Annotated in this window: 17 protein-coding genes and 1 pseudogene; 11 read left to right on the forward strand and 7 right to left on the reverse strand. The window is 63.7% G+C overall.

Going from position 1 to position 21,688, the window contains the following annotated elements; genetic code table 11:
- Nucleotides 1–13: 13 nt before the first annotated feature.
- Nucleotides 14–2,107 (forward strand): protease pro-enzyme activation domain-containing protein, encoded by a 2,094-nt coding sequence (locus tag XaFJ1_RS14410; RefSeq protein WP_012917419.1) that lies wholly within the window; start codon nt 14–16, stop codon nt 2,105–2,107.
- A gap of 62 nt (nt 2,108–2,169) precedes the next feature.
- Here XaFJ1_RS14410 and XaFJ1_RS16290 read toward each other — a convergent pair.
- A pseudogene (locus XaFJ1_RS16290) lies at nt 2,170–2,504 on the reverse strand (DUF6630 family protein); the annotation flags it as partial.
- Nucleotides 2,505–2,535: 31 nt separating this feature from the next.
- Between XaFJ1_RS16290 and XaFJ1_RS16590 the strand changes: the two are divergent.
- Entirely contained in the window at nt 2,536–2,589 is a 54-nt protein-coding gene (locus XaFJ1_RS16590) for a hypothetical protein (protein WP_367507111.1), read from the forward strand.
- Nucleotides 2,590–2,726: 137 nt separating this feature from the next.
- On the opposite strand, the gene XaFJ1_RS14425 is transcribed toward XaFJ1_RS16590, so the two are convergent.
- On the reverse strand, nt 2,727–4,364 hold the full coding sequence (locus XaFJ1_RS14425) for a Na+/H+ antiporter (RefSeq protein ID WP_012917422.1): 1,638 nt from the start codon (nt 4,362–4,364) through the stop codon (nt 2,727–2,729).
- A 336-nt stretch (nt 4,365–4,700) separates the two neighbouring features.
- Here XaFJ1_RS14425 and XaFJ1_RS14430 point away from each other — a divergent pair, with 336 nt between their 5' ends.
- Nucleotides 4,701–5,369 (forward strand): class I SAM-dependent methyltransferase, encoded by a 669-nt coding sequence (locus XaFJ1_RS14430; protein WP_012917423.1) that lies wholly within the window; start codon nt 4,701–4,703, stop codon nt 5,367–5,369.
- Between the two features lie 372 nt (nt 5,370–5,741).
- On the opposite strand, the gene XaFJ1_RS14435 is transcribed toward XaFJ1_RS14430, so the two are convergent.
- A complete protein-coding gene (locus XaFJ1_RS14435; protein WP_012917424.1) occupies nt 5,742–6,536 on the reverse strand; it encodes a DODA-type extradiol aromatic ring-opening family dioxygenase in 795 nt (264 codons plus the stop codon).
- Nucleotides 6,537–6,679: 143 nt separating this feature from the next.
- Between XaFJ1_RS14435 and XaFJ1_RS14440 the strand changes: the two genes are divergently transcribed.
- The 5 genes from XaFJ1_RS14440 (at nt 6,680) to XaFJ1_RS14460 (ending at nt 11,547) form a co-directional block, all read left to right on the forward strand.
- Nucleotides 6,680–7,588, forward strand: coding sequence for a LysR family transcriptional regulator (locus XaFJ1_RS14440; RefSeq protein ID WP_012917425.1), 909 nt, complete (start codon nt 6,680–6,682; stop codon nt 7,586–7,588).
- Between the two features lie 107 nt (nt 7,589–7,695).
- Nucleotides 7,696–8,265 (forward strand): flavodoxin family protein, encoded by a 570-nt coding sequence (locus tag XaFJ1_RS14445; RefSeq protein ID WP_012917426.1) that lies wholly within the window; start codon nt 7,696–7,698, stop codon nt 8,263–8,265.
- 191 nt (nt 8,266–8,456) lie between these two features.
- On the forward strand, nt 8,457–9,452 hold the full coding sequence (locus tag XaFJ1_RS14450) for an aldo/keto reductase (RefSeq protein WP_012917427.1): 996 nt from the start codon (nt 8,457–8,459) through the stop codon (nt 9,450–9,452).
- A 27-nt stretch (nt 9,453–9,479) separates the two neighbouring features.
- Nucleotides 9,480–10,181 (forward strand): glycosyltransferase, encoded by a 702-nt coding sequence (locus XaFJ1_RS14455; protein WP_012917428.1) that lies wholly within the window; start codon nt 9,480–9,482, stop codon nt 10,179–10,181.
- Between the two features lie 178 nt (nt 10,182–10,359).
- The gene (locus XaFJ1_RS14460) at nt 10,360–11,547 is read left to right on the forward strand and encodes a GGDEF domain-containing protein (protein WP_045757045.1); all 1,188 of its coding nucleotides are present in this window, start codon (nt 10,360–10,362) and stop codon (nt 11,545–11,547) included.
- A 163-nt stretch (nt 11,548–11,710) separates the two neighbouring features.
- On the opposite strand, the gene XaFJ1_RS14465 is transcribed toward XaFJ1_RS14460, so the two are convergent.
- Nucleotides 11,711–14,692, reverse strand: a complete 2,982-nt coding sequence (locus tag XaFJ1_RS14465) for a bifunctional diguanylate cyclase/phosphodiesterase (RefSeq protein ID WP_012917430.1) — start codon at nt 14,690–14,692, stop codon at nt 11,711–11,713.
- Nucleotides 14,693–15,167: 475 nt separating this feature from the next.
- Between XaFJ1_RS14465 and XaFJ1_RS14470 the strand changes: the two genes are divergently transcribed.
- On the forward strand, nt 15,168–15,785 hold the full coding sequence (locus XaFJ1_RS14470; RefSeq protein ID WP_012917431.1) for a hypothetical protein: 618 nt from the start codon (nt 15,168–15,170) through the stop codon (nt 15,783–15,785).
- Between the two features lie 313 nt (nt 15,786–16,098).
- Entirely contained in the window at nt 16,099–18,198 is a 2,100-nt protein-coding gene (locus XaFJ1_RS14475) for a TonB-dependent receptor (RefSeq protein WP_045757047.1), read from the forward strand.
- A 96-nt stretch (nt 18,199–18,294) separates the two neighbouring features.
- On the opposite strand, the gene XaFJ1_RS14480 is transcribed toward XaFJ1_RS14475, so the two are convergent.
- The 3 genes from XaFJ1_RS14480 to XaFJ1_RS14490 are packed head-to-tail and all read right to left on the reverse strand — an operon-like array spanning nt 18,295 to nt 19,376.
- Complete coding sequence (locus tag XaFJ1_RS14480; protein WP_012917433.1) at nt 18,295–18,513, reverse strand: hypothetical protein; 219 nt, start codon at nt 18,511–18,513, stop codon at nt 18,295–18,297.
- On the reverse strand, nt 18,494–18,943 hold the full coding sequence (locus tag XaFJ1_RS14485) for a type II 3-dehydroquinate dehydratase (protein WP_012917434.1): 450 nt from the start codon (nt 18,941–18,943) through the stop codon (nt 18,494–18,496). The genes XaFJ1_RS14480 and XaFJ1_RS14485 overlap by 20 nt, the downstream gene beginning before the upstream one ends.
- Before the next feature lie 10 nt (nt 18,944–18,953).
- Nucleotides 18,954–19,376, reverse strand: a complete 423-nt coding sequence (locus XaFJ1_RS14490; RefSeq protein WP_012917435.1) for a hypothetical protein — start codon at nt 19,374–19,376, stop codon at nt 18,954–18,956.
- A gap of 197 nt (nt 19,377–19,573) precedes the next feature.
- On the opposite strand from XaFJ1_RS14490, the gene XaFJ1_RS14495 reads away from it, so the two are divergent.
- Nucleotides 19,574–21,166 (forward strand): APC family permease, encoded by a 1,593-nt coding sequence (locus XaFJ1_RS14495; RefSeq protein ID WP_012917436.1) that lies wholly within the window; start codon nt 19,574–19,576, stop codon nt 21,164–21,166.
- Nucleotides 21,167–21,688 lie beyond the last annotated feature (522 nt).

Genomic DNA, 21,688 nt, shown 5'->3' on the forward strand with positions numbered 1-21,688 from the left:
AAGGTACTTTTGCATGAAAGATGTTGCACTGTTCCGTCACCTCCCCCTGTACATCGCCTTCTTTGCCGCTCTTTCCACGAACGCGATCGCTGCATCACAGCAAAACCAGACCATCACGTCCGAGTTGGCCCATCTGCCGACGCAATTGCAGAGCGCGAAGAAACTCGGCGCACTGGCGCCAAGCACGCCGATCAACGTGGTGATGACTCTGCCGTTGAAGGACGGCGCAGGTGCCTACGACTACGCGATGCACGTCTCGCAACCAGGCGATCCGCTCTACGGGCATTACCTCACCAGCAGCCAATTCGCCAAGCGCTTCGGCGCGCGCCAGAGCGACATCGATGCGGTCAAGGCTTACACGCAAGCCCATGGCATGCGGATCAAGAGTATCGGTGGCGCAGGTTCGCTGATCACCGTGAGCGCGCCGGCCGACGCTTTCTCCAAGCAGCTCGGGGTGAACTTCAACCGCTATCAGGATCAGAACGGCAAAGCCTTCTTCTCAGCCGATCAGCAACCGCAGTTGCCCAGCGAACTCGTCGGCCACGTCGGCGGCATCGTCGGACTGCACGACGCCGACCGCTTGGGAACGTTGGCCATCCACGCACCGACCGATCCGGCGGCGCGCGCGGCCATGAACCAGGAACGCACCGCGCACGGCCTGCGAGCAGTTCCCGAGAACATAGGGCATGGCCCCAATGGCGGCTTCAGCCCGCAGGACATCCGCAAGGCCTATACCATCCCCAATCAACTTGCGCCGGGCAAGTCGGAGACTCTGGCGATCTTCGCGCAAGGCGGCTTCCTGAGCAGCGACATCGCCACTTACGAAAAGACCTTCGGGCTGCCGAACGTGCCGGTGAAGGTGCGCAATGTCAACGGCTATAACGGCGCGGTCAACTATGAAATTGTGGCCGGCGAGATAGCACTAGACATCGACACAGCAATCGCAGTGAATCCGCAGTTGCAGCAGATCCTGATCTACGAGGAAGGCGACGACGCGTACCCGGTGGCGTTGCTGGCGGCATTGGGCGCGATGGCCGACGACAATACGGCGCAGACGGTCAGCATTTCCTACGGCGAGGATGAGGAGCTGATGGGCACTCAGGCACTGGCCGCGGAAGGGCAGGTGCTGACACAGATGGTGGCACAGGGCCAGGGCGTCTATGCCAGTTCCGGCGACCATGGCGCTTACGGGCGCACTGGCAGCGGCTTGCACGGCGCGGATCCGGGCACCCAACCGCTGGTCACCTCGGTGGGCGGTACCACGCTGTTCACTCAACAGGACGGCAGCTATCTGGCCGAGGAAACCTGGAATCTGCTCGGCGAGCAATTAGGCGCGACCGGCGGCGGCGTCAGCAACTACTGGCCGATCCCCGCTTACCAACTGATCCCCGACAGCAACGGCAAGCAGGTGTCGATCGCCACGCCTAACGGTGGTTCGTCCACACGGCGCAATTTCCCCGACGTGGCCGCCACTGGCAACCCAGCCACGGCGATTGCGATCTACTCCGAACTGGAGGGCGGCTGGAGGATCGTGGGCGGCACCAGTCTCTCGGCGCCGATCTGGGCAAGTTTCATGACCATCGCCAATCAGGCACGCCGGTATGCAGGCCTGGACGGGATCGGCTTCGCCAATCCGTTCCTCTACAGCAACGTCAAGGGTACCGTCTCCACGGGCACCCACGATATCCTCGAAGGCAGCAACGGCATCGCCAGCCTGTTCAACGGCGTCGCCGGCTTTTCCGCCGGTTTGGGCTACGACAACACGACCGGTCTGGGCTCGATGGCATCCTGGTCGCTATTGTTCAACTCACTGCTGCATGGCAACGACCGCAACACGCCACCGCCCGGTCAGGTGCGCGGCGTCAGCGTCAGCACCACCAAGACGACCAGCACGGTGCAATGGAGCGCGGCGGCCAACGCGACCGGCTACCTGATACTCGCCTATAGCCCCACCAGCCAAATCGTCTCGTATGCGGTCACCCGCGACACGCAATCCATGCTGCAAGGCTTCACACCGGACACGACCTACCAATTCCTGGTCGTGTCCATCAACAAGGGCGGGGCGAAGGTAAGTTCGAAGGTGATCGCCAAGACGGCAAAGAACTGAGGCTCCGGCAGAGGCGGTCCGGGCCGTTCGCGGCCCGGACCTGATCCAACACATTCGATCCATCAAAACGGCTCGCTGCGTGGGCACAGGTCGATTGCAAGCATTGCGGCCAGCCGCTGCATCTCCTGATCGTCGCGGCTGCGTGCCATCCAATCGGCACGGAACTCACTGCCGGTGTCCCAGCACCAGACGCTGTCGCCGTATCCGCGCAGGCGGTCATCGGCCAGCGTCAACAGCGACACGGCATCCTGGCCCGCGGACAAGTCCTCGTCGTCGACGTAGCCTCCCAATCGATGCGCAGGTTCCAGCGCGCGGCCAATTCATCGATCGCCCCGATCAGCGCCTCGCGATCGTTGCAGTCCACGTAGAAACCGGCGCTCCAGTCGATCGCGCCCTTCGGAAAATCGCGCGATCGGCGCGGCAAACCGATGAAGATGAAGATCAAGGGCAGCGTCGAAGCGTATTGGCTCGAAATCAAGTAAGCGCCTGGCCGAGCGATGCGGACGCGGAAAAACCCACCGGCCTGGCCGGCGAACCGCGTTGGCGTGCAACCGATATCCAGGCCACATTCACCACCAACCCGTTCGTGCGGTTTACCGCTTCCGCATACCACGGCCGTTCAACTCTTGCGCCGGGCTTCCAGCAAATCCAGGTTGCGGATCAAGCGCCGCGCGATTTCGTCGGAAATCTTGCGTTGACGGGTGAGCTTGAACAATTCCTGACGTTCGGCCTGCAGGCCGGCATTGCGTAACTGACGCAGCACGTTGTCCAAGCGTCGCGCTTCTTCCGGATCGCTCTCCATCGCATCGCCATGGTCGAGATGACGCTGATACAGCATGCTGACCCGATTGGCCGCTTCGTTGTAGAGATCGGCATGTTCGCTGTCCTGCACCAGCCGCTGACGCAGTTTTTCCACCGCCGCCAACGCCGCACGCGAGGATTCGCGCCGGGCCAGATCCTCCTCCAGACGGTCGCTGGATTCTTCGGGTAATTCCAGGCCGCGTAGTAGCCGCGGCAACGCCAAGCTGGCGACCAACAACGAGGTGACGATCACCGTGCTGGCCAGGAAGATCGCCAAATCGCGCGTCGGGAACGCGGCGCCACTGGGCAACGCCAACGGCAACGTCAGCACGCCGGCCAGGGTAATCGCACCGCGTACCCCAGCCAGAGATGTCGCCACCACCACACGCCACGGCGGACTGCGCCGATGCTCGCCACGACGCCGCGCCTTGAGCAAATTCCAGCGCAGCGACAACCAGACCCACAAGAAGCGCAACAGCAACAGGCCGATGTAGATCGCCAGCGCATAGCCGAGCAACCACCATGGATTCAGGTGCCCGGCTTCGTCGATGTTGTGCATGGCCCCCTGCACGATGCCCGGCAACTGCTCGCCGAGCAGCACAAACATGATGCCCTTGAGGGTGAACTGGACCATGTCCCACACCGCCGAGCGCTGCACGCGCATGCTACCCGGGGCACGGCCGCTCAACTCCACGTAACTCATGCTGATGCCGGCGGCGACCGCGGCGAGAATGCCGGAGGCGTTGATCGACTCTGCCAACAAGTACGCGGCAAATGGCAGCAGCAAGTTGACCAGGATCGCCGCGCCCGGCTCCTCGCCAACCTGCCGCCAGATCCAGCGCTGCGCCAAGCTAGTGCCCAGGACCACCACAACACCAGCCGCCACGCCGACCAAGGCCACCCACAGGAACATCAGCGAAGCAGCGGCGAGCGAGAACGTGCCGGTGGTCGCCGCGGCCACCGCGAACTGGAAGCAGACCAAGCCGGAGGCATCGTTGAGCAGCGATTCGCCTTCCAGGATGTGCATCAGCCGCCTGGGGATCGGCGCGCGCGAGGCGATCGAGGACACCGCCGTCGGATCGGTCGGCGCCACCACCGCAGCCAGCGCGAAAGCCACTGCCAGCGGCATGGTCGGGATCATCCAGTGGATCAGGCAACCCACACCGACCACGGTGAAGACGACCAACCCCAGCGCCAGTTCCAGAATCGCCCCCTTGTCGCGGAACAGACCCTGCTTGGGAATGCGCCAGCCGTCCAGGAACAGCAGCGGCGGCAGGAACAACAGGAAGAACAGTTCCGGCTCGAGCGCGTAGCCTTTCTTGAACACGCCGGCAATGATCGCGCCCAAGCCGATCTGTACCAGCGGCAACGGCAAAGAAAACGGCAACACACGCACCAGATAGCCGCTGGCCACCACCGCCAGCAACATCGCCAAGACTACTTCGATCGAATGCATGCTCGTCCAGACATCAGCACCGCGCCAACAGCACTGTCCATACATGAGTGAGCATGCAAGCAAAGCGCACCGCAGGCGCGCTGTCCAGTGGCGGGGCGGCGTGGAGTCAGGTGGCGTGCTGAAATCGGGTTGGTCGTGGCGCCGGGGGCTTGCGCACGCACGGTGCGGACACGACACCGTATCGGCGACGGTGGTCGCGCAACTCGGCAATGCACATGCACACACTTGCCCGCCCGCAGCCAATCGCGCCGCGCATGCACTGCCTTTTACGCTTCGTCTAGTATGGGGCTGCTACGCCCAACTCCGCGCGCCGAATGCCTCTCCACCGGAAACCCCATGCTGACCATCCAAAAACTCAATGGTTTCATCGACGCCCAGGCGGCAAAGGGCAGCATTACGCAGATCTGGAAATTGATCGGCGAGAATTTCGAGCACGCCCAGGCCAGCCTGCCAGCCGAACAGGCGATGCAGCGACGCGAACTGTCGTTCCATGACCACGTGCAACTGCTGGCCTACCTGTGCCTGCTGCTGGAGGGCGTACCCGGCGACCTGGTGGAAATCGGCGTGTGGAAAGGTAAGTCGCTGGCGCTGATGAACGAGGTCTGCAATCGCCAGCGCCGGATCATCGGCCTGGATCCGTTCGCGCTGCCTAACCAGTTCGAGGAATTCAACCACTATCGTCAGCTGCTGCTACCCAACGCACTGTTTATCCGTGGCTACTCGGAGTTTTGCGCACAGCACTTCTACAACATGACGCCGCAGGTGGCGTTGCTGCATATCGACGGTGGGCACACCGGACGCAATGTGTTACTGGATTTTCTGCTGTATGGCCCCAGCGTGGTGACCGGTGGGTTCGTGGTGTTCGACGACTACGGCGACCACGAATATTCGCCGGAAGTCGGCCCCGCCGTGGACCTGCTGCGCGCGACCGGCTACTTCAACGGCTTCCACGTGCTGGGCTGCGTGCACGGGTTCGAGAATAGCTACGTGTTGCAGCGCCTGTGAGGTATGGCGCGACGACGCGCGGCCGCGATCAGCGGTGCTTCGATGCAACCGCGACGCATGGCGTTTGCGCTGGCCCCACCAGCGCTCAAGTCCTCGGCGAAACCACAATAAGCACGCACGCCGCCCTCGACACGCGCTGACGGTCGATGGCAGCCCACCATGCCAACACGGCGCCGGGAAGCGAAGCGATGCGTCTGGCGCCACTGCCTCACCACCTCCAGCATCTGTTCCGGGGCATAAGCGCTGCTGCGGATGATGCCACTGTTGGAGAGGAACAGATCCTCGATGTCCTACCGCGTGTAGAACTCTATCGTCAGCTTGACCAGTCCGGCAGAGGTGGCACGCACACGACGCACGTTGCTGGAGACGCGTTCAGGCCGACGCACCGTCGAAGCGATAGATGTCCATCGCCAACAACCCGGCATCGATGCCGGCATCGATGCGCTGCGCGCCCAGACCGACGGTGCCGGCCGCTCCCATCGCCACATAGATCGGCAACCAATGTTCGTCGGTGGGATGCGCGCGCTCGGCGAATGGTGCCTGACGGCGGTAGTCCAGCAGCGCCGCCAGGTCGTCGCGGCGCAACGACTGCTCGGTCCATTCGATGAACGGACGCACGTAGTGCGCCTCTTTTCCCTCGGCGTAACGACCCAGGTCGTGCAGGTTGTGGGTGATGCTGCCCGAGCCGATCACCAGCACGCCATCGGCACGCAACGGCGCCAGCGCGCGCCCCAGGGCCAGATGATGGGCCGGGCCCAACTGCGGCTGGATCGACAGCGACACCACCGGGATGTCGGCCTGCGGATACAGCAGCGACAACGGCACCCACACGCCGTGATCCAGGCCACGGCTCTCGTCCATGCCGGGATGCAGGCCCGCGCGTTCGAGTAACCCGGCGACGGTCTGCGCCAGTGCCGGCGCGCCCGGCGCCGGATACTGCATCGCATACAGTGCGTCGGGAAAACCGCCGAAATCGTGAATGGTCCGCGGCCGCGCCGCGGCGCCGACCATCGGTTGCCTCTCCATCCAGTGCGCCGAGGCGACCACGATCGCGCGTGGTCGCGGCAAGGTCGCGGCCAGTTCCGCCAGCCGGATCTCGACCAGACCAGGCTGCAAGGCGGTCATCGGCGAACCATGCGAAATGTACAGCGAAGGCAAACGGACCATGGACAGGCTTCCAAGCGATGGGACACCACACGCGCAACGCAGGAGTGCAACATCGGTGCGCCCATGCAGGAACGCAGGGTATTCCCTGACATATGCGGAATAAATTACCCTCAGGCCGACGATCCATCTCAGGAACAGCAACAATGGATACGCTCGAGGCGATGCGTGTGTTCGTCGCCGTGGTCGATCGCAATGGCTTCAATGCCGCCGCCGACGCGCTAGGCATCTCCACCGCCAGCGTCACTCGCCAAGTCGCATGGCTGGAGCAGCGGCTGGGATCGCGCCTGCTCAACCGCACCACTCGGCGGGTCAGCCCGAGCAGCGTCGGCGCTGCGTACTACCAGCGCTGCCAACTGCTGCTAGCCGAGTTCGACGATATGGAAGCGGCGGTCGGCGAACAGGCACTGACCCCGTCCGGCACGTTGCGGATCAACGCCCCCTTCAGTTTCAGCATCGCCCGGCTGGGGCCGCGTCTGGCCGGCTACAGCGCGCGCTATCCGCAGGTCGCATTGGACCTGTCGCTGTCGGACCGGGTGGTGGACATCGTCGAAGAGGGCTTCGATCTGGCAATTCGCATCACCCGCCACGTGGCGCCGACACTGATCGCGCGCAAGCTCGGCGAAGCGCAGGTGTACCTGTGCGCAGCGCCATCCTATCTGGCGCGTGCCGGTACACCGCGCATGCCCACCGAGATCGCCGACCACGCGTTCCTCAACTACAGTTACATGCCGCTGGATACCCTGATTCTGCACGGCCCGGACGGCGATACCCAGGTGCGGGTACACGGGAGCCTGTGCGCCAACAACGGCGACGTACTTCGCGAAGCGGCCATCGCCGGCATGGGCATCGTGCTGCAACCCGACTTCATGGCCGAAGCCGCACTGGAAGATGGACGCCTGGTGCGGGTGTTGCCAGACCACCAGCTCGGACCAATCGGGGTGTACGCTGTCTACGCCAACCGCAGCCATTTGGCACCGAAAGTACGCAGTTTCATCGACTATCTGGTCGACGTCGGCATCGAGCGCGACATGCACATCGCACCAGGCGCGTGAACCGCACGCACCGGTCGAACACAATATTCCGCCGATAGCAATGATGGCGGCCACTGCGGTTGCGCACAATGCGCGCGCATACCGCCTTCACTCTCAGGAGCCCCCCCATGAGCAAGATCGCAATCGTCTACTTCAGCGGCTACGGCCACACGGTCAAACAAGCCGAGGCCGTGCACGCCGGCGCCGCCAGCGTCGGCGAGGCGACGCTGTATCGGATCGACCAGGACGGCAACCTGCCCGATGGCGCCTGGGAGGCGATCGGCCAGGCCGACGCCATCGTCTACGGCAGCCCAACCTACATGGGCGGCCCTGCCTGGCAGTTCAAGAAATTCGCCGACGCCAGCTCCAAACCCTGGTACGCGCAGGCATGGAAGAACAAGATCGCCGCCGGCTTCACCAACTCGGCCTCGGTCAACGGCGATAAGTTCTCCACCATCGCCTATTTCTGGACGCTGTCGCAGCAACACGGCCAACTCTGGGTCGGTACCGGCGTAATGCCATCCAACACCAAGGCGCACGGTCCCGACGATGTGAACTGGACCGCCGGCTCCGGCGGTGCGCTGGCGATCTCGCCAGCCGACGCGTCGCCGGACGAGGCGCCACGCCGCGGCGATCTGGAAACCGCCCGCCTGCTGGGCAAGCGGGTAGCGGAGTTTGCGGCCAAGCTCAAGCACTGAGCCACAAGGCCGATCGCGCATCACGCCGCCGCGGCACGGTCACGTCGCGGCGGCATGCCGGCTGCAGCGGCACGGCGGCCTGCGTATTGACCATGCTCGGGTAAGCCCAGTGCATGCGCAACCTCGCCACCCGCCGTTCGCGCATTATCCAAGCACAACACCACGCCCCTGCTCTAAAGGAGTACGTCCGCATGCAAACCCGTGCCCTTGGCCGCAACGGCCCTCGCGTTTCCGCCCTCGGCCTCGGCTGTATGGGCATGAGTGCTTTTTACGGTGGTCGCAGCGACGACAATGCCGCGATCGCAGTGATCCATGCCGCGCTCGAACGCGGCGTCAGCCTGATCGACACCGCCGACATGTACGGCCCACACACCAACGAAGTGCTGGTCGGCAAGGCGCTGACCGGACGCCGCGAGCAGGCCATCGTGGCGACCAAGTTCGGCATCAAGCTGGATCCGGCCAATCCCGCCGCGCGCAGCATCGAAGGACGTCCGCAGTACGTACAGTCGGCTTGCGAAGCCAGCCTGCGCCGCCTGGGCGTGGACCACATCGACCTGTACTACCAGCACCGGGTGGATCCGAACGTACCGATCGAGGACACCGTGGGCGCCATGGCGCGGTTGGTGGAACAAGGCAAGGTGCGCTTCCTGGGCCTGTCCGAAGCAGCCGCCGCGACCATCCGCCGCGCCCATGCAGTACACCCGATCACCGCCGTCCAAAGCGAATATTCGCTGTGGTCGCGCGATCCAGAACACGATGGCGTGTTCGACACCGTGCGCGAACTGGGCATCGGCTTCGTGCCCTACTCGCCGCTGGGCCGCGGCTTCCTGACCGGCGCGATTCGCACGCCGGAAGATTTCGAGGCCGACGATTACCGCCGTCATTCGCCACGCTTTCAAGGCGAAAACTTCGCCCGCAACCTGCAACTGGTGGAACAGGTACGCTCCCTGGCCATAGCCAAGGGCGTGTCCCCAGGCCAGTTGGCGCTGGCCTGGGTACTGGCGCAAGGCGAGGATTTGGTGCCGATCCCGGGGACCAAGCGCCTGGCCTACCTGGAGGAAAACTTGGGAGCGCTGCAGGTGATGCTCGACGCCGAAGAACTGGCTCAGATTGAAACGATCTTCCCGGCTGACGCCGCCGCCGGCACCCGCTACCCGACAGCCATGATGGCCACGCTGCAGGGCTGAACCGTCGCCGAATCGCATCATACCGACGTGATTTCGTTCATCGTCCCCGCCCACGACGAAGCCGCCTTGATCGGCGACACCCTCGCCTCGCTCCACATCGCCGCGCAGGCGTTGCGGCTGGAGTACGAGACGCTGGTCGTCGCCGATGCCTGCTCCGACGACACCGCACAGATCGCCCGCCGGCACGGCGCGCAGGTGCTGGAGGTGCAGTTACGGCATATCGCTGCAACACGCAATGCCGGCGCCGCAGCCAGCCACGGCCACCACCTGGTGTTCGTCGACGCCGATACCCAGGTCAATACGCCGCTGCTGGCGGCCGCGTTGCGTGCCCTGCACAACGGCGCGGTCGGCGGCGGCGCCCGGGTACGCATGCTCGGCGACATCGCCTGGCACGAGCGCATGGGGCTAGCCGCATTCGGTTGGCTGTTCCGTTGCACCGGCATCGCACCCGGCTGCTTCCTGTTCTGCACGCGTCGCGCGTTCTTCGCCGCCGGGGGCTTCGACGAGCGCTATTACGCTGGCGAGGACGTGGCATTGAGCCGCACATTGGCACGGCAGGGACGCTTCGTAATCCTGCGCGAACAGGTGTACAGCTCCGATCGCAAACTGCGCAGCTTCAGCAAGAGCGAACACCTGACATTACTGCTGCAACTGCTACGCCACGGCCGCGGCATGCTGCGTTCACGCGAGAGACTCGACTTCTGGTACGGGCCTCGCCGCAGGCGCTGAGCGCACAACCACGGCTGTCGAGACAGATATGCCCTGCCACAACGACAGTGACGAACAGGTGATGCCGAGGGACCAGCCCTCCCCCTAAACACCAGGCAAGTCAAGCCTTTGGGGCCTCTAAACTGCCCTATAATCGACCTCATTCTGAATCTTCTCGCAGCCGCGGACTGGGATACCTGTGGAATGGATTACCCATTTAGTCAGCAATGACACGTTGTTTATTGTCAACGCGTTGCTAGCGGCGGTCTCGTCCCTGATGTTCCTTGCACTGTACATGACCGGTCGCAAGGTACAACGAGTCAGGGGGCTACTCATACTCAGCGTGAGTTATGCCGCATACGCCGCCGGCTTCGGAGTGATTATGCTGCCGGCGTTCGGCATCGACTTCCCACATGTGAACATAATGGGCAACCTCACCCTAGACATGGCCACCATACTGGTCCTGTTCGCGGTCAGCGCCTACTTACGCAGGCCGCTACTGCAATGGTGGGTGCTGCTTCCCGTCGCGGCAATCGGCGTCGCCGAGGTTTACTTACTGCAAAAATCGGACAAAGACTATTTCATCATGGTGATCTTCGGCTGCAGCCTGCGCGGCCTGCTGACTATCGCCACCGGGATCATGCTCTGGCACCACGGCAGAAAGATCTCATGCATGGCAGCACGTTTCACCGCCATCTTCCATTTTCTCTGGGCATTGATGCTGTTGTCGCGCATCGGCTGGTGGTCGACCCATCCCAATGTGGATATTGACTACGATCCTACCTCCACCTTCGGACTGCTCTCGCGCATGGTGCTGACCTCCATCATCACGCCCGGCTTTCTGTGGATGCTGACCCATAAGATGAACGACGAATTGATTCGTCATGCCTCGCAAGATGCTCTCACCGGGGTTGCCAATCGGCGCGTCATGTGGCAACACGGCGAATCCAGCGCTCAGGAAGCCCGACGCAAAAGTGAGCCCGTGGCGGTACTGATGGTCGACATCGACAATTTCAAAGCCATCAACGATCGCCACGGCCATGCCGTAGGCGACATCGCCCTGGTGACGATCGCCAATTTAATGTCACAGCAGATCCATCGCCCAGACCTGTTGGCTCGGGTCGGCGGCGAGGAATTCATGATCCTGGTTCCCCATGGCGACGAAGCGGCTGTGCACGCATTGGCCGAGCGCCTGCGGCGCACCATCGAATCACAGCCGGTTCCCGAACCATCTGGCGACACGCTGACGTGTACCGTGAGCATCGGCTACTGCATTTCCATCCAAGCGCAGGCCGAATGGCAAACGCTGGTCGTGGCCGCCGACCAGGCGCTATACACGTCCAAGCGCAACGGACGCAATCGCGTGACGGGGACGGTCCTCAGCTGAGCGGCGAACAAGATCGACACATGCGCGCACGGCAATCGTCCTATTTACCACGCTATCTCGGCATGCCCGGGGCTTCGACCACCCTGGATCTACTCTGCAAGCCACCACGCCGCTAATAGACCGGCGGAATCGCTGTCGCTGCCCGACCACCACCGCGTCGACCTCATGCGGCAACCGCACCGAGCATTTGCAGCACCTGCTCCAGCGGCGCTGGACGACCGAGCAGGTAACCCTGCACGCTGCCGCACCCGTGTGCGCGCAACCACTGCAGTTGCGCTTGGGTTTCCACACCTTCGGCAACCACGTCAAGCCCCAGGCTGCTGCCTAGAGTCAGCAACGCATCGCAAATGGACGCATTACGCGCATCGCCATCCACGCCGTCGATAAAGCTGCGGTCGATCTTCAGCGTGTCCAGGGGCAAATCGCGCAGATAGGCCATGCTGGAAAATCCGGTACCGACATCATCCAACGCCACTCGCACGCCCAGCGCGCGCAACCGCTGCAACACTTCGCGCGCCTGCTGCGGCTGACGCATCAGGCTGCTCTCGGTCAACTCCAGATGCAAGCCGTCTATGCCCAACTCGGCATCGGCGCACGCCTGTACCAAGTCCGCCACCAGATCGCCATCGAAAAATTGCAGTGCCGACACATTCACCGCCACTGGCAAATCCGACCAGCCATGCCGCGCCAGCTCGCGTCGCGCTTGCGCCGCCGTCCGCATCACCCAGCGCCCCAGCGGCAGGATCAGGCCGGTGTCCTCGCACACCTGAATGAACTGGTCCGGCGGAATGAAACTGCCATCGGCCTGCGGCCAGCGGATCAGGGCTTCAAGCACACGCGGCGCGCCGCTGTCGGCATCCATGATCGGCTGGAAGTACAGCACGAATTCCTCACGCTCGATCGCTTCGTGCAAACGTCCGGCCAAGCGCAGACGTTCGCCGATGCGCACGGACATGGACCGGTCGAAGCGCACCAGGCTACACCCATCGGCCTGCGCCGCATGTGCGGCCTGCGCGGCGCAACCGATGGCTTCTTCGGCATCGACGGCATCCTCCGGGCACAATGCCACGCCGATATGAGCCTGCAGTTGCAAGCTAAAATCGCCGCCCTGCACCGGCGCCGACATTGCCTCCAACAGCGCCTGCAACGCCTGCTCCAGCGCCTGCGGCTCCAGTACCGCCAGCACGAAATACTCTGCGGGCTGGTGCGCGGCCAGACCGAAGCGCTCCCCCAGGCCGCGCAGACGTTCGGCCACCGCGCAGCGTACCGCGTCGCCGGTCGCCCGACCGAGGGTATCTCCGATCAGCGCCAACCCGCGCAACTGCACGTAGGCGATCGCATAGGCGTGGCACTTATGCGCACGCAAGGCTTCGGCCAATGCGTGCGGATTGAACAGCCCGGTAGCGACATCGTGACTGGCGCGGAACGCCAGTTCGCGCTCATGTTCCAAACGCTGCGTGACCTCTTCTGCCAGAATCAGTCGCGCCGGCATGCCGGCGAACTCCAGATCGGCACTGTGGACGCACACCGACAACAAACTGCCATCCTTGCGCCGATGCGTCCATACGTCCGGTGCGCTAAAGCCCACCCGCGACGTCCGCACATCGCACAGCAACCGCACTGCATCCTCGCGCGGATGCAAATCGAGCAAGCTCATTCCCAAAAATTCATCGCGACTGTAGCCATAGTGGCCGACGGCGGCCCGATTCACTTCCAGGAAGCGCAGACTGTCCACTGCAAATACACAATATGGCAGCGGATTGCGATCGAACATCAAACGAAACTGACGCTCGGCATCGAGCAGGCGCGCCTGCACCGCGAGCCGCTCGGTGACGTCCTGTACCGCACCGGTCATGCGCAGACCGTCTTGCGTTTGCACCAGCGCGCCTCGCGCGGCCAACCAGCGTACCCGGCCATCGGGCATGTGGATGCGATACACGGCGTTGTATTCGCCACGGCCATGCACCGCATCTTCATACAGTTGCGCCACCCGCATGCGATCTTCGCCGTGTACCTGTGCGAGGAATTCATCCACGCTCAGCTGCATCCGCTGCAGGCCGAACATGGCTCCCGTGGGTTCGGACAGCGACATCAGACGGCGTTCCGTATCGATGCACCAGGTGCCGATGCCACCCATGTCGCATGCCAGGCGCAGCTCTTCGTCGCCACGGCTCAGCCGCTGCAGCAAGTGCCGCTGACGACGTTCAGCGCGACGCAGGCTCCCCAGCAGGTAAGCGAAACCGAGCAAGTAGAGTAAATAGGCCGATGCGGCCGCAGCGACGAACCACCACCAACGCACCAGCGCCTCGCGCACTCCCAACCCGGCCACCACCCGTAATGGATATGCCTGCCCTCCACTGATCGCCAGCATCCTGGGTTCGGCGTCGAACACCTCCTCGCGCACCCCCAGCGCGGCGCGCGGCGTCAATCGCCCATGCAGTAACGGTTGCAGCCGTTCCTGCATGTCGGCGCGTGGACGGTTCGTGACCAGCGGCATGCCCTGTGCGTCGATCAATGCGACCACCCCATCGGGTCCGATGTCGACATCGCGCACGATGTGTTGCAGCGCAGCGACACGCAGTTGCGCCACAATCCAGTTTCCGCCTGCCGACGATACTGCGATGGGCAGCACGACCTCGCTGTCGGCCAACCGTTGCATCGGCCCGACGCACACCCGGCTGCCGCCGCAGTGCGCGCCCGTGGTCCACGTAGGAAGTTGCGGATCGCCAGCGCCTCCGAAACGTCGCTGTCCCTGAGCATCGAGCACCGCCACCGCGCGCAACTCCGGATGCCGTGTCAGCAATCCGCGCAGCGAAGCCTCGATCAAGCCCGGTGCACGCGTCGGAGCATCGGCCAGAAATGTCTGTGCGCTCACACCCTGGCCGCGCAGCGACCGACTGAGATTGGCCAATTCCAGCTGCAACAGACCGTCGGCGCTGGTCGCCAAGGCGAGGCTCTGCCGCTGCGCCGTAGCCAGCCGGTTATGGTGATCCTGCGCCAATACCAGCACCATTGCGCATGCCAATAGCACGGCCAGTAACGCCCCCCAGACCACGATCGCACGCAATGGCGCACGCACGATGCGCCGCAGGCTGTGCCCAAAGCGAATGTCTTGCTTCCTGTCAGCGATCAGAGTGTGCGGCATTAAGATTGGACGCTGAGTTGGTCTGGCATACAACGGCCTGAAATTACGTATCTTGACTGTGCGCAATACGGCTTTGTTCAGCCATGTAAAAAAGGCATCACGACCTGTCCGCTCACGGCGACCGATGTGCCAATCCCCGTGGCCCGATACCGATACGGCGACAACAGCGCTACACCGGCACTCAAGACCTCAGCGGCACGCCCCCCCACCCCTCGTCGTCGTGCCCGAGGATGCGCTGCGGATCCTGCACCGGATCCAAGGGTCGGGTGGACGAAGCAGCAAGTTAAGCGTCGCAATGCGGCGATCTATCTCAATGGGGGTCGACGTTCTGTGATGACCCGACTCACCAGCGACCAGGCGCCGCACCCATGTGCGGTCGCAGCATGCGTTTGCCGGCCACTGTGCTAGAAAGAAGGCGCTTGAAGATCGAAAACGACATTCCGCCTCCGGCACCGCATCTACCAAGGAGCCTGTCATGATCGCTTTGTTCAAAGGGTTGGGTTTGCTGCTCGAAGACAATGCGCTGCACCAGCGCTCGTTTCCAGAACAAGTCGCGCACTGGCAGCACAAGAGCGAGGCACAGCTAAACGAGGAAGTCGCGCTACTGGCCAAGGCCAAGCAACAGTGGCTGGTGGCATCGATCATCGGCTGGCAGGCGATCTCGCTGATCCTCCTCGGCGTGATCACCGCGCAGTTGTGGCAGCACGACTATCACTTGACCTTCTCGCGCATCGTCATCGTCTTCTCCTCGTGGGTCGCGATCCTGTTCGTGATCTGGTTCATCGCCAACATGTTCGACCGCACGGCCGGTTTCGAGCGCTGGCTCACCGCGTTCAATAGCCGCGAGCAGCTCTCCGCCGACGCCGATACCGTGGAGTGCGTCGCCGATGCACTGAACATGGCGCGCAAGTATCCGGAAATCCTGGACTACAAGCGCGAAGTAGTGGCCCGTCGCGAATTACGCCATGAGGACATCCGCATCATGCGCGAGATGGGCCGTATCCGCTTGCATGCCGAATTGGTCGCCTCGTTGATCCAGTTCGAAGGCACGCCGCCCGGTGGCCACAGCGGCGTGTTCCGCGTCGCCAGCTAACTTGGTCGCAAGACTTAGTGCAGCAGTCAACAACCTGCCTACGCGGCTTGCACACGCTGCGTAGGCCATCGCACTGGATGATGATGACGTACGACGACCGGCCATCGCGACGGTCACCGCAGACGCCATAGCCGCACGCAAGGCGTCTGGATAGCAAACCGAACTCTCCCCGGTCAGGTGTCTGGCCGGGGCGATGTCGGCATGACCGACCACGCATCGCCTGTCGGCCATGTCCACATGGCGTCAGGGCATTCCCAATCGGCCTTTCGCGAAATATAATCATTCTCGATTAGGCCCTCCCCCGACCCTCTCAATGACCATGCACCCTCTTTCGCTCGCCTGCTTGCTGGGCATGGCGATCTGTACGTCTGCCCACGCAACCGATGTCGCCGCTGCCAGCGCCGTCCCCCAGGCGACCGCCCTGCCGACCATCGAAATCCACGCCGACACCCAGAACGGTTTCCACAGCGCGGCCCCGGTGCAGACCGACAAGTCGGACACGCCGCTGGCGCAGACCCCGCTCTCGATCACCGTGGTGCGGCGCGCGCTGCTGGACAGCCAGCAATCGCTGACCCTGGTCGACGCCCTGCACAACGTCTCCGGCGTGGTCGCCAACACTTACGGCCGGCGCGGTTGGGACGACCTGATCATCCGCGGCCAGACCGCTTCGGACGCACTGTTTGTCGACGGCCTGCGCACGGCCGGCAGCAATCGCGTCGCCGAGCAACTGTTCGGCATGCAGCAAGTGGAAGTGCTCAAAGGCCCGGCGTCGCTGCTCTACGGACAGGTGCTGCCGGGCGGGTTGGTCAACCTGATCAGTAAGCGCCCCGGCACCGAACCCATGCGCCGGGTCGATCTGGGCCTCGGCAGCGATGGCCTGCGCCAGGGAAGCCTGGATCTCAACCAGCCGCTGTCGGCCAACAGCAAGGCCGCACTGCGGCTCACCGCATTGGCGATGAACAGCGACGACCCCACCGAACACGTGTATTTCCGCAGTCGCTGGATCGCACCCGCGCTGGCGCTGGACCTGGGCGAACGCACCGATTTCGTGCTGCTGACCAGCTACCAGGAGCGCGACTACATCCGCCAGCAGGGGCTGCCCTGGGAAGGCAGCGTCGACCCCAATCGCAACGGCAGGATCGACCGTGCCCTGTTCACCGGCGAACCTGGACAGACGCCCTACCATAGCCACCAGAGCCGCTTGAGTTACGTACTCGACCATCGTTTCGACAACGGCTGGAGCCTGCACCATGCCGCACGCTGGCAGGCATTCGGCCTGGATGGCCTGCTGATCGCCAGCAACGGCCTGGCGCCCGACCTGCGCACCCTGCGCCGTACCGGCATGCAGCAAGCATTCGATGGACGCACCTGGGTGCAGGACACCTATCTCCAGGGCGATTTCCTCACCGGTTCCTGGCAGCACACGCTGACCGCCGGCGCCGACGCGTTCAAAACCTGGGAGTGGAACGTGCAATCCACCTGCCAGGTCGGCACGTTGAACGTATACGCGCCGGTCTACGGCAGACCGATCGTGTGCCCGACCACACCCAGCCGCGACACCCTCAACGTGGTCGCCTCCGGCGGCGCGTATCTGCGCGACCGCATCCAGTTCGCCCCCGACTGGCAGTTGCTGCTGGGCCTGCGCCACGATCTCAGTCACAACCGCAGCGAGGACCGCGGCGCCGGCGCCCAAACGCGCAACGACACCAACGCAACCACCGGCTCGGCCGCGCTGATGTTCGATACCGGCGGTGGAGTACACCCCTACGCCAGCGTCGCCACCTCGTTTTATCCCAACGTCGGGACCGATGTGCAGGGAGCCACGTTCGGTCCCGAACACGGCCGCCAGGTGGAACTGGGCGCGAAGATGGAAGTGGGTGCCAGCACCAGCCTGAGCGTGGCGTTATACGACTTGCGCCGACGCAACGTGCTACAAAACGATCCGCTCCACGACGGCTACAGCATCGCGGTGGGCGAACAACGCAGCCGTGGCGTGGAACTCAATGCCGCCGCCGACCTGGGCAGCGGACTGAGCCTGTTCGGCGGCTACGCCTATACCGATGCAGTGGTCACCGACGACGGCGGACAGCGCATCAGCAGCGTCGGACAGCGTCTGAACAACGTGCCAAGACACAGCGGCTCGCTGTGGCTGCAATACGCCGCACACGGCGCGGCCGATGGCTGGAGCATCAGCGGCGGCGCCCGCGCCGAGGGCGAGAAGAGCGCCTATGGCCACCGCATTCCTGGCTACATGGTGTTCGATGCCGGCTTGGCTTATCGCCAGCGTCACTGGCACTACGCGCTGAACCTGAAGAACGCGTTCGACCACGATTACTTTACCGGCGGCCTGCAACGCGCTGTCGCCCTGGGCGATCCGCGCACCTTGTTGTTCTCGGTAGGCGTGGATTACTGAGCATACGGATGCACAGACAATGATCGCTGCGCAAGCGCACCGCTATATCGTGACACCACCGCCATCGCCGGGCTGACGGCAACACGCCCGCAACCGTTACAAACGGCTGACGCTGCGGATACGGATATCGCCACTGTCCACACCATGTCGCCGCGCAGCCTGATCGCGCATGCGCTGCAACAACAGGCCCGGATCCAGCGGCGCGTCATCGCACCAGCTGTGCGCCAATGTCCCCCAGGCAACGCGTTGGCCGTAACTATAGGCGTCGTAGTCGGCCAGGTAGTGACGCGTGTACTCAAGGACCGACGTGGACATCGCCTTCGTCACCATGGTAGCCAAGATGTTCGAGCGCGATCGACAGCGCCAGCGCATAGCCCTGCGCGCAATCGCCACCGACCTGCCCCAGACGTTGCGGCGATGCCGTAAGCAGACACGGTTCGCGACAGTCGCAAGCATCGTCGTGAACTTCCACGTATGGCCGCCGCAACTGCGCCACAGCGGCAGCGGTCGCGGCGCTATCCGAGCACGCGCCCGGATCCAGCAACAGCACCTCCACCCCGCTCCGATCGGCCTGGGTCAGCGCCTGCAACAGTTCCTTCTCGCTGGCGCAACTGCGCACCGCCAGACTCTTGCCGGCCCGGCCAGCATGGTCCAGTAAATGGGTCATCACCGGCGCAGCGATACGTGCCGGGCGACCACGATGACCGGCCACGCTCTCCGGGCCTCGAAGCAACACAATCGCCATGGGCGCATCCTCAACCTGCCAGTGCCGCACGCGCGCCGAGACGACGCTCGGCCACGCCCAATGCAATCGCATAGCTATCGGCCAGCGCGCCATTGGCGATCACCGTCAGCAACGGCGCGTGGTGCGGCTGCAATAATGGCTCCAACGCCTGTGCACTGGCGTCGTGCACTTCGATGTAAGGATGGCCCAGCGCATCGAGTGCCGCGCGCAATTGCGGGGCGTGATCGGCCAGGTCTGCGGCTGGCAGTTCACCCGAATCCAGCAACACCAGTTCGGTCTCGTCGTGGGCCCCTTGTTGCAACCGGGCCACGATCTGCGCTGCATCGGCACAGGCCACTGGCACCACATGCGCAGCGTGCGAGGCGGCCAGCCGCTGTGCCGCGGCGATGGCCGGCGCATCGCGATGCGGGCCCTGTATGAGCAGAATCGACATGAAATACATCCAACGGAAACGACGTGCCGCACTCTAGGCCCCTGCGGCGTAAGCGCGCTATGGTCAGATGGGCTCGTGGACATAAAGCTTGCGTAAGACCATAGGATTCGAAAGCGGGGCTCCCAGCACAATCGCTGGTGCGACCTCGTCATGTATCTGCGATCATCTCGGGCCTGCTGCTGCGTCCGGACCCCGCCATGACCCAAACCGCTCTGCGCCGCGATGTCGGCCCATTCGCTCTGATGTTGACCGGCCTGGGCTCGATCATCGGCTCCGGCTGGCTGTTCGGCGCCTGGCGCGCCGCCGGGCTGGCCGGCCCCGGCGCGATCTGGGCCTGGGTGTTGGGCGCCTTAATCATCACCACCATCGCCCTGACCTACGCCGAGCTGGGGGCGATGTTCCCCGAATCCGGCGGCATGGTCCGCTACAGCCATTACTCGCATGGTTCGCTGGTCGGCTTCATCGCCGGCTGGGCGAACTGGATTGCGATCGTGTCGGTGATCCCGGTCGAAGCCGAGGCCTCGGTGCAATACATGGCGTCCTGGCCCTGGCAATGGGCGCAGAACCTGTATATGCAGCAAGCCGGCGGCCACGGCGAGTTGTCGGTCCCCGGCCTGATCATCGCCGCGGTATTGGTGCTGGTGTATTTCCTGCTCAACTTCTGGAGCGTGAAACTGTTCGCACGCTCCAACAGCCTCATCACCGTGTTCAAGCTGGTGGTGCCGGCGATGACCGGCGTGGCACTGATCGCCAGCGGCTTCCACAGCGAAAACTTGCACGTGGGACTGCACGGGGGCGCTCACAGCATCGACTTCGCTGCGGTACTGACCGCGGTGGCCACCGCCGGCATCGTGTTCAGCTTCAACGGTTTCCAGAGCCCGGTGAACCTGGCCGGGGAGGCGCGCAATCCCGGGCGCAGCATCCCATTCGCGGTGCTCGGCTCGATCGCGCTAGCAACCGTAATCTATCTGCTCCTGCAGGTGGCCTACCTCGGCGCGGTGCCGCCCGATCTGCTGGCCAAGGCCGGCTGGCACGGCATCGATTTCCGCTCGCCGTTCGCGCAGTTGGCGATCATCGTCAACCTCCACTGGCTGGCCATGCTGCTGTACGTCGACGCCTTCATCAGCCCTAGCGGCACCGGCATCACCTACACCGCCACCACTGCGCGGATGATCTACGGCATGGAACGCAATGGCACCATGCCCAAGGTGCTCGGCCAAGTGCATCCGCACTGGGGCGTACCGCGCCCGGCGATGTTCTTCAATCTGGCGGTGTCCTACCTATTCCTGTTCTTCTTCCGCGGCTGGGGCACATTGGCGGCGGTGATTTCGGTGGCGACCATCATCTCCTACCTCACTGGCCCGATCAGCGCGATGGCACTGCGGCTGCACGCACCGGAAATACACCGGCCTCTACGCCTGGCCGGCCTGCCGGTGCTGGCCGCGGTAGCCTTCGTGCTGGCCACCGAACTGCTGTACTGGGCACGCTGGCCGCTGACCGGCAAAATCATCCTGCTGATGCTGGTGGCCCTGCCGGTGTATGCCTATTACCAGCATCGCCAGGGCTGGCAGGACTTCCAACGGCACCTGCGCGGAGCCAGTTGGCTGATCCTCTACATGCCAACCATTGCCCTGCTGTCGTGGGCCGGCAGCACCACCTTCGGTGGACATGGCTACCTGCCCTACGGACCGGACCTGATCGTGGTCGGCGTGGTCGCGCTGGGGTTCTATTTCTGGGGCGTGCGCTCTGGATGGCGCACCCCGTCGCTGCAGCAGGCCAGCACCCGCTAAGGCCGATACCTCCAGCTCATGGACTTCGTCAAAATACAAGGCCCGCGTCTGGATCAACGCGCAAACGCGGTGAATTGTTTGGCATCAACATGATCCGGCCTCGACAGCGATGCTGAAGCCGGCGCCGGAATGATGGAGCGTGGTCGAGAAGATCCTCGGCAATCCGACCTGATCCAGCAACGACGCTGACTCCCGGGGTGGCAACCTCGGGCCGCAGCTTGCATCAAGCTGCCCGTGCCAACCAAGCATCTGCTGCTCTGTCGCCGCGCGCCTATGCCCCGACGTGAGCAAACAATCAGACTGCCGCACTTCCAATACGCGAGGATGCGATCAACAGCCGCCTCCAAATAGCGGCACAGTTCGCATTTTTCCAACCGATTGCAAGCTGGCGATCCACAAAACGCATCGCGGTCACATTAATGATGCGTAATCCTTGGACAAGTAAAACCGATGTGCGGAAGCTCACGACTTCTCTTTCCGACACTCTCGATCATCACCTTCATGTAATCAACTCCCCCTATA

The sequence above is a fragment of the Xanthomonas albilineans genome (assembly GCF_009931595.1).
Lineage (GTDB): Bacteria > Pseudomonadota > Gammaproteobacteria > Xanthomonadales > Xanthomonadaceae > Xanthomonas_A > Xanthomonas_A albilineans.

Coding starts and splice junctions, on each gene's coding strand:
- XaFJ1_RS14410 (WP_012917419.1), top strand. CDS start 14: ATGAAAGATGTTGCACTGTTCCGTCACCTCCCCCTGTACATCGCCTTC.
- XaFJ1_RS14425 (WP_012917422.1), bottom strand. CDS start 4,364: ATGCATTCGATCGAAGTAGTCTTGGCGATGTTGCTGGCGGTGGTGGCC.
- XaFJ1_RS14430 (WP_012917423.1), top strand. CDS start 4,701: ATGCTGACCATCCAAAAACTCAATGGTTTCATCGACGCCCAGGCGGCA.
- XaFJ1_RS14435 (WP_012917424.1), bottom strand. CDS start 6,536: ATGGTCCGTTTGCCTTCGCTGTACATTTCGCATGGTTCGCCGATGACC.
- XaFJ1_RS14440 (WP_012917425.1), top strand. CDS start 6,680: ATGGATACGCTCGAGGCGATGCGTGTGTTCGTCGCCGTGGTCGATCGC.
- XaFJ1_RS14445 (WP_012917426.1), top strand. CDS start 7,696: ATGAGCAAGATCGCAATCGTCTACTTCAGCGGCTACGGCCACACGGTC.
- XaFJ1_RS14450 (WP_012917427.1), top strand. CDS start 8,457: ATGCAAACCCGTGCCCTTGGCCGCAACGGCCCTCGCGTTTCCGCCCTC.
- XaFJ1_RS14465 (WP_012917430.1), bottom strand. CDS start 14,692: ATGCCGCACACTCTGATCGCTGACAGGAAGCAAGACATTCGCTTTGGG.
- XaFJ1_RS14470 (WP_012917431.1), top strand. CDS start 15,168: ATGATCGCTTTGTTCAAAGGGTTGGGTTTGCTGCTCGAAGACAATGCG.
- XaFJ1_RS14475 (WP_045757047.1), top strand. CDS start 16,099: ATGACCATGCACCCTCTTTCGCTCGCCTGCTTGCTGGGCATGGCGATC.
- XaFJ1_RS14480 (WP_012917433.1), bottom strand. CDS start 18,513: ATGTCCACGTCGGTCCTTGAGTACACGCGTCACTACCTGGCCGACTAC.
- XaFJ1_RS14485 (WP_012917434.1), bottom strand. CDS start 18,943: ATGGCGATTGTGTTGCTTCGAGGCCCGGAGAGCGTGGCCGGTCATCGT.
- XaFJ1_RS14490 (WP_012917435.1), bottom strand. CDS start 19,376: ATGTCGATTCTGCTCATACAGGGCCCGCATCGCGATGCGCCGGCCATC.
- XaFJ1_RS14495 (WP_012917436.1), top strand. CDS start 19,574: ATGACCCAAACCGCTCTGCGCCGCGATGTCGGCCCATTCGCTCTGATG.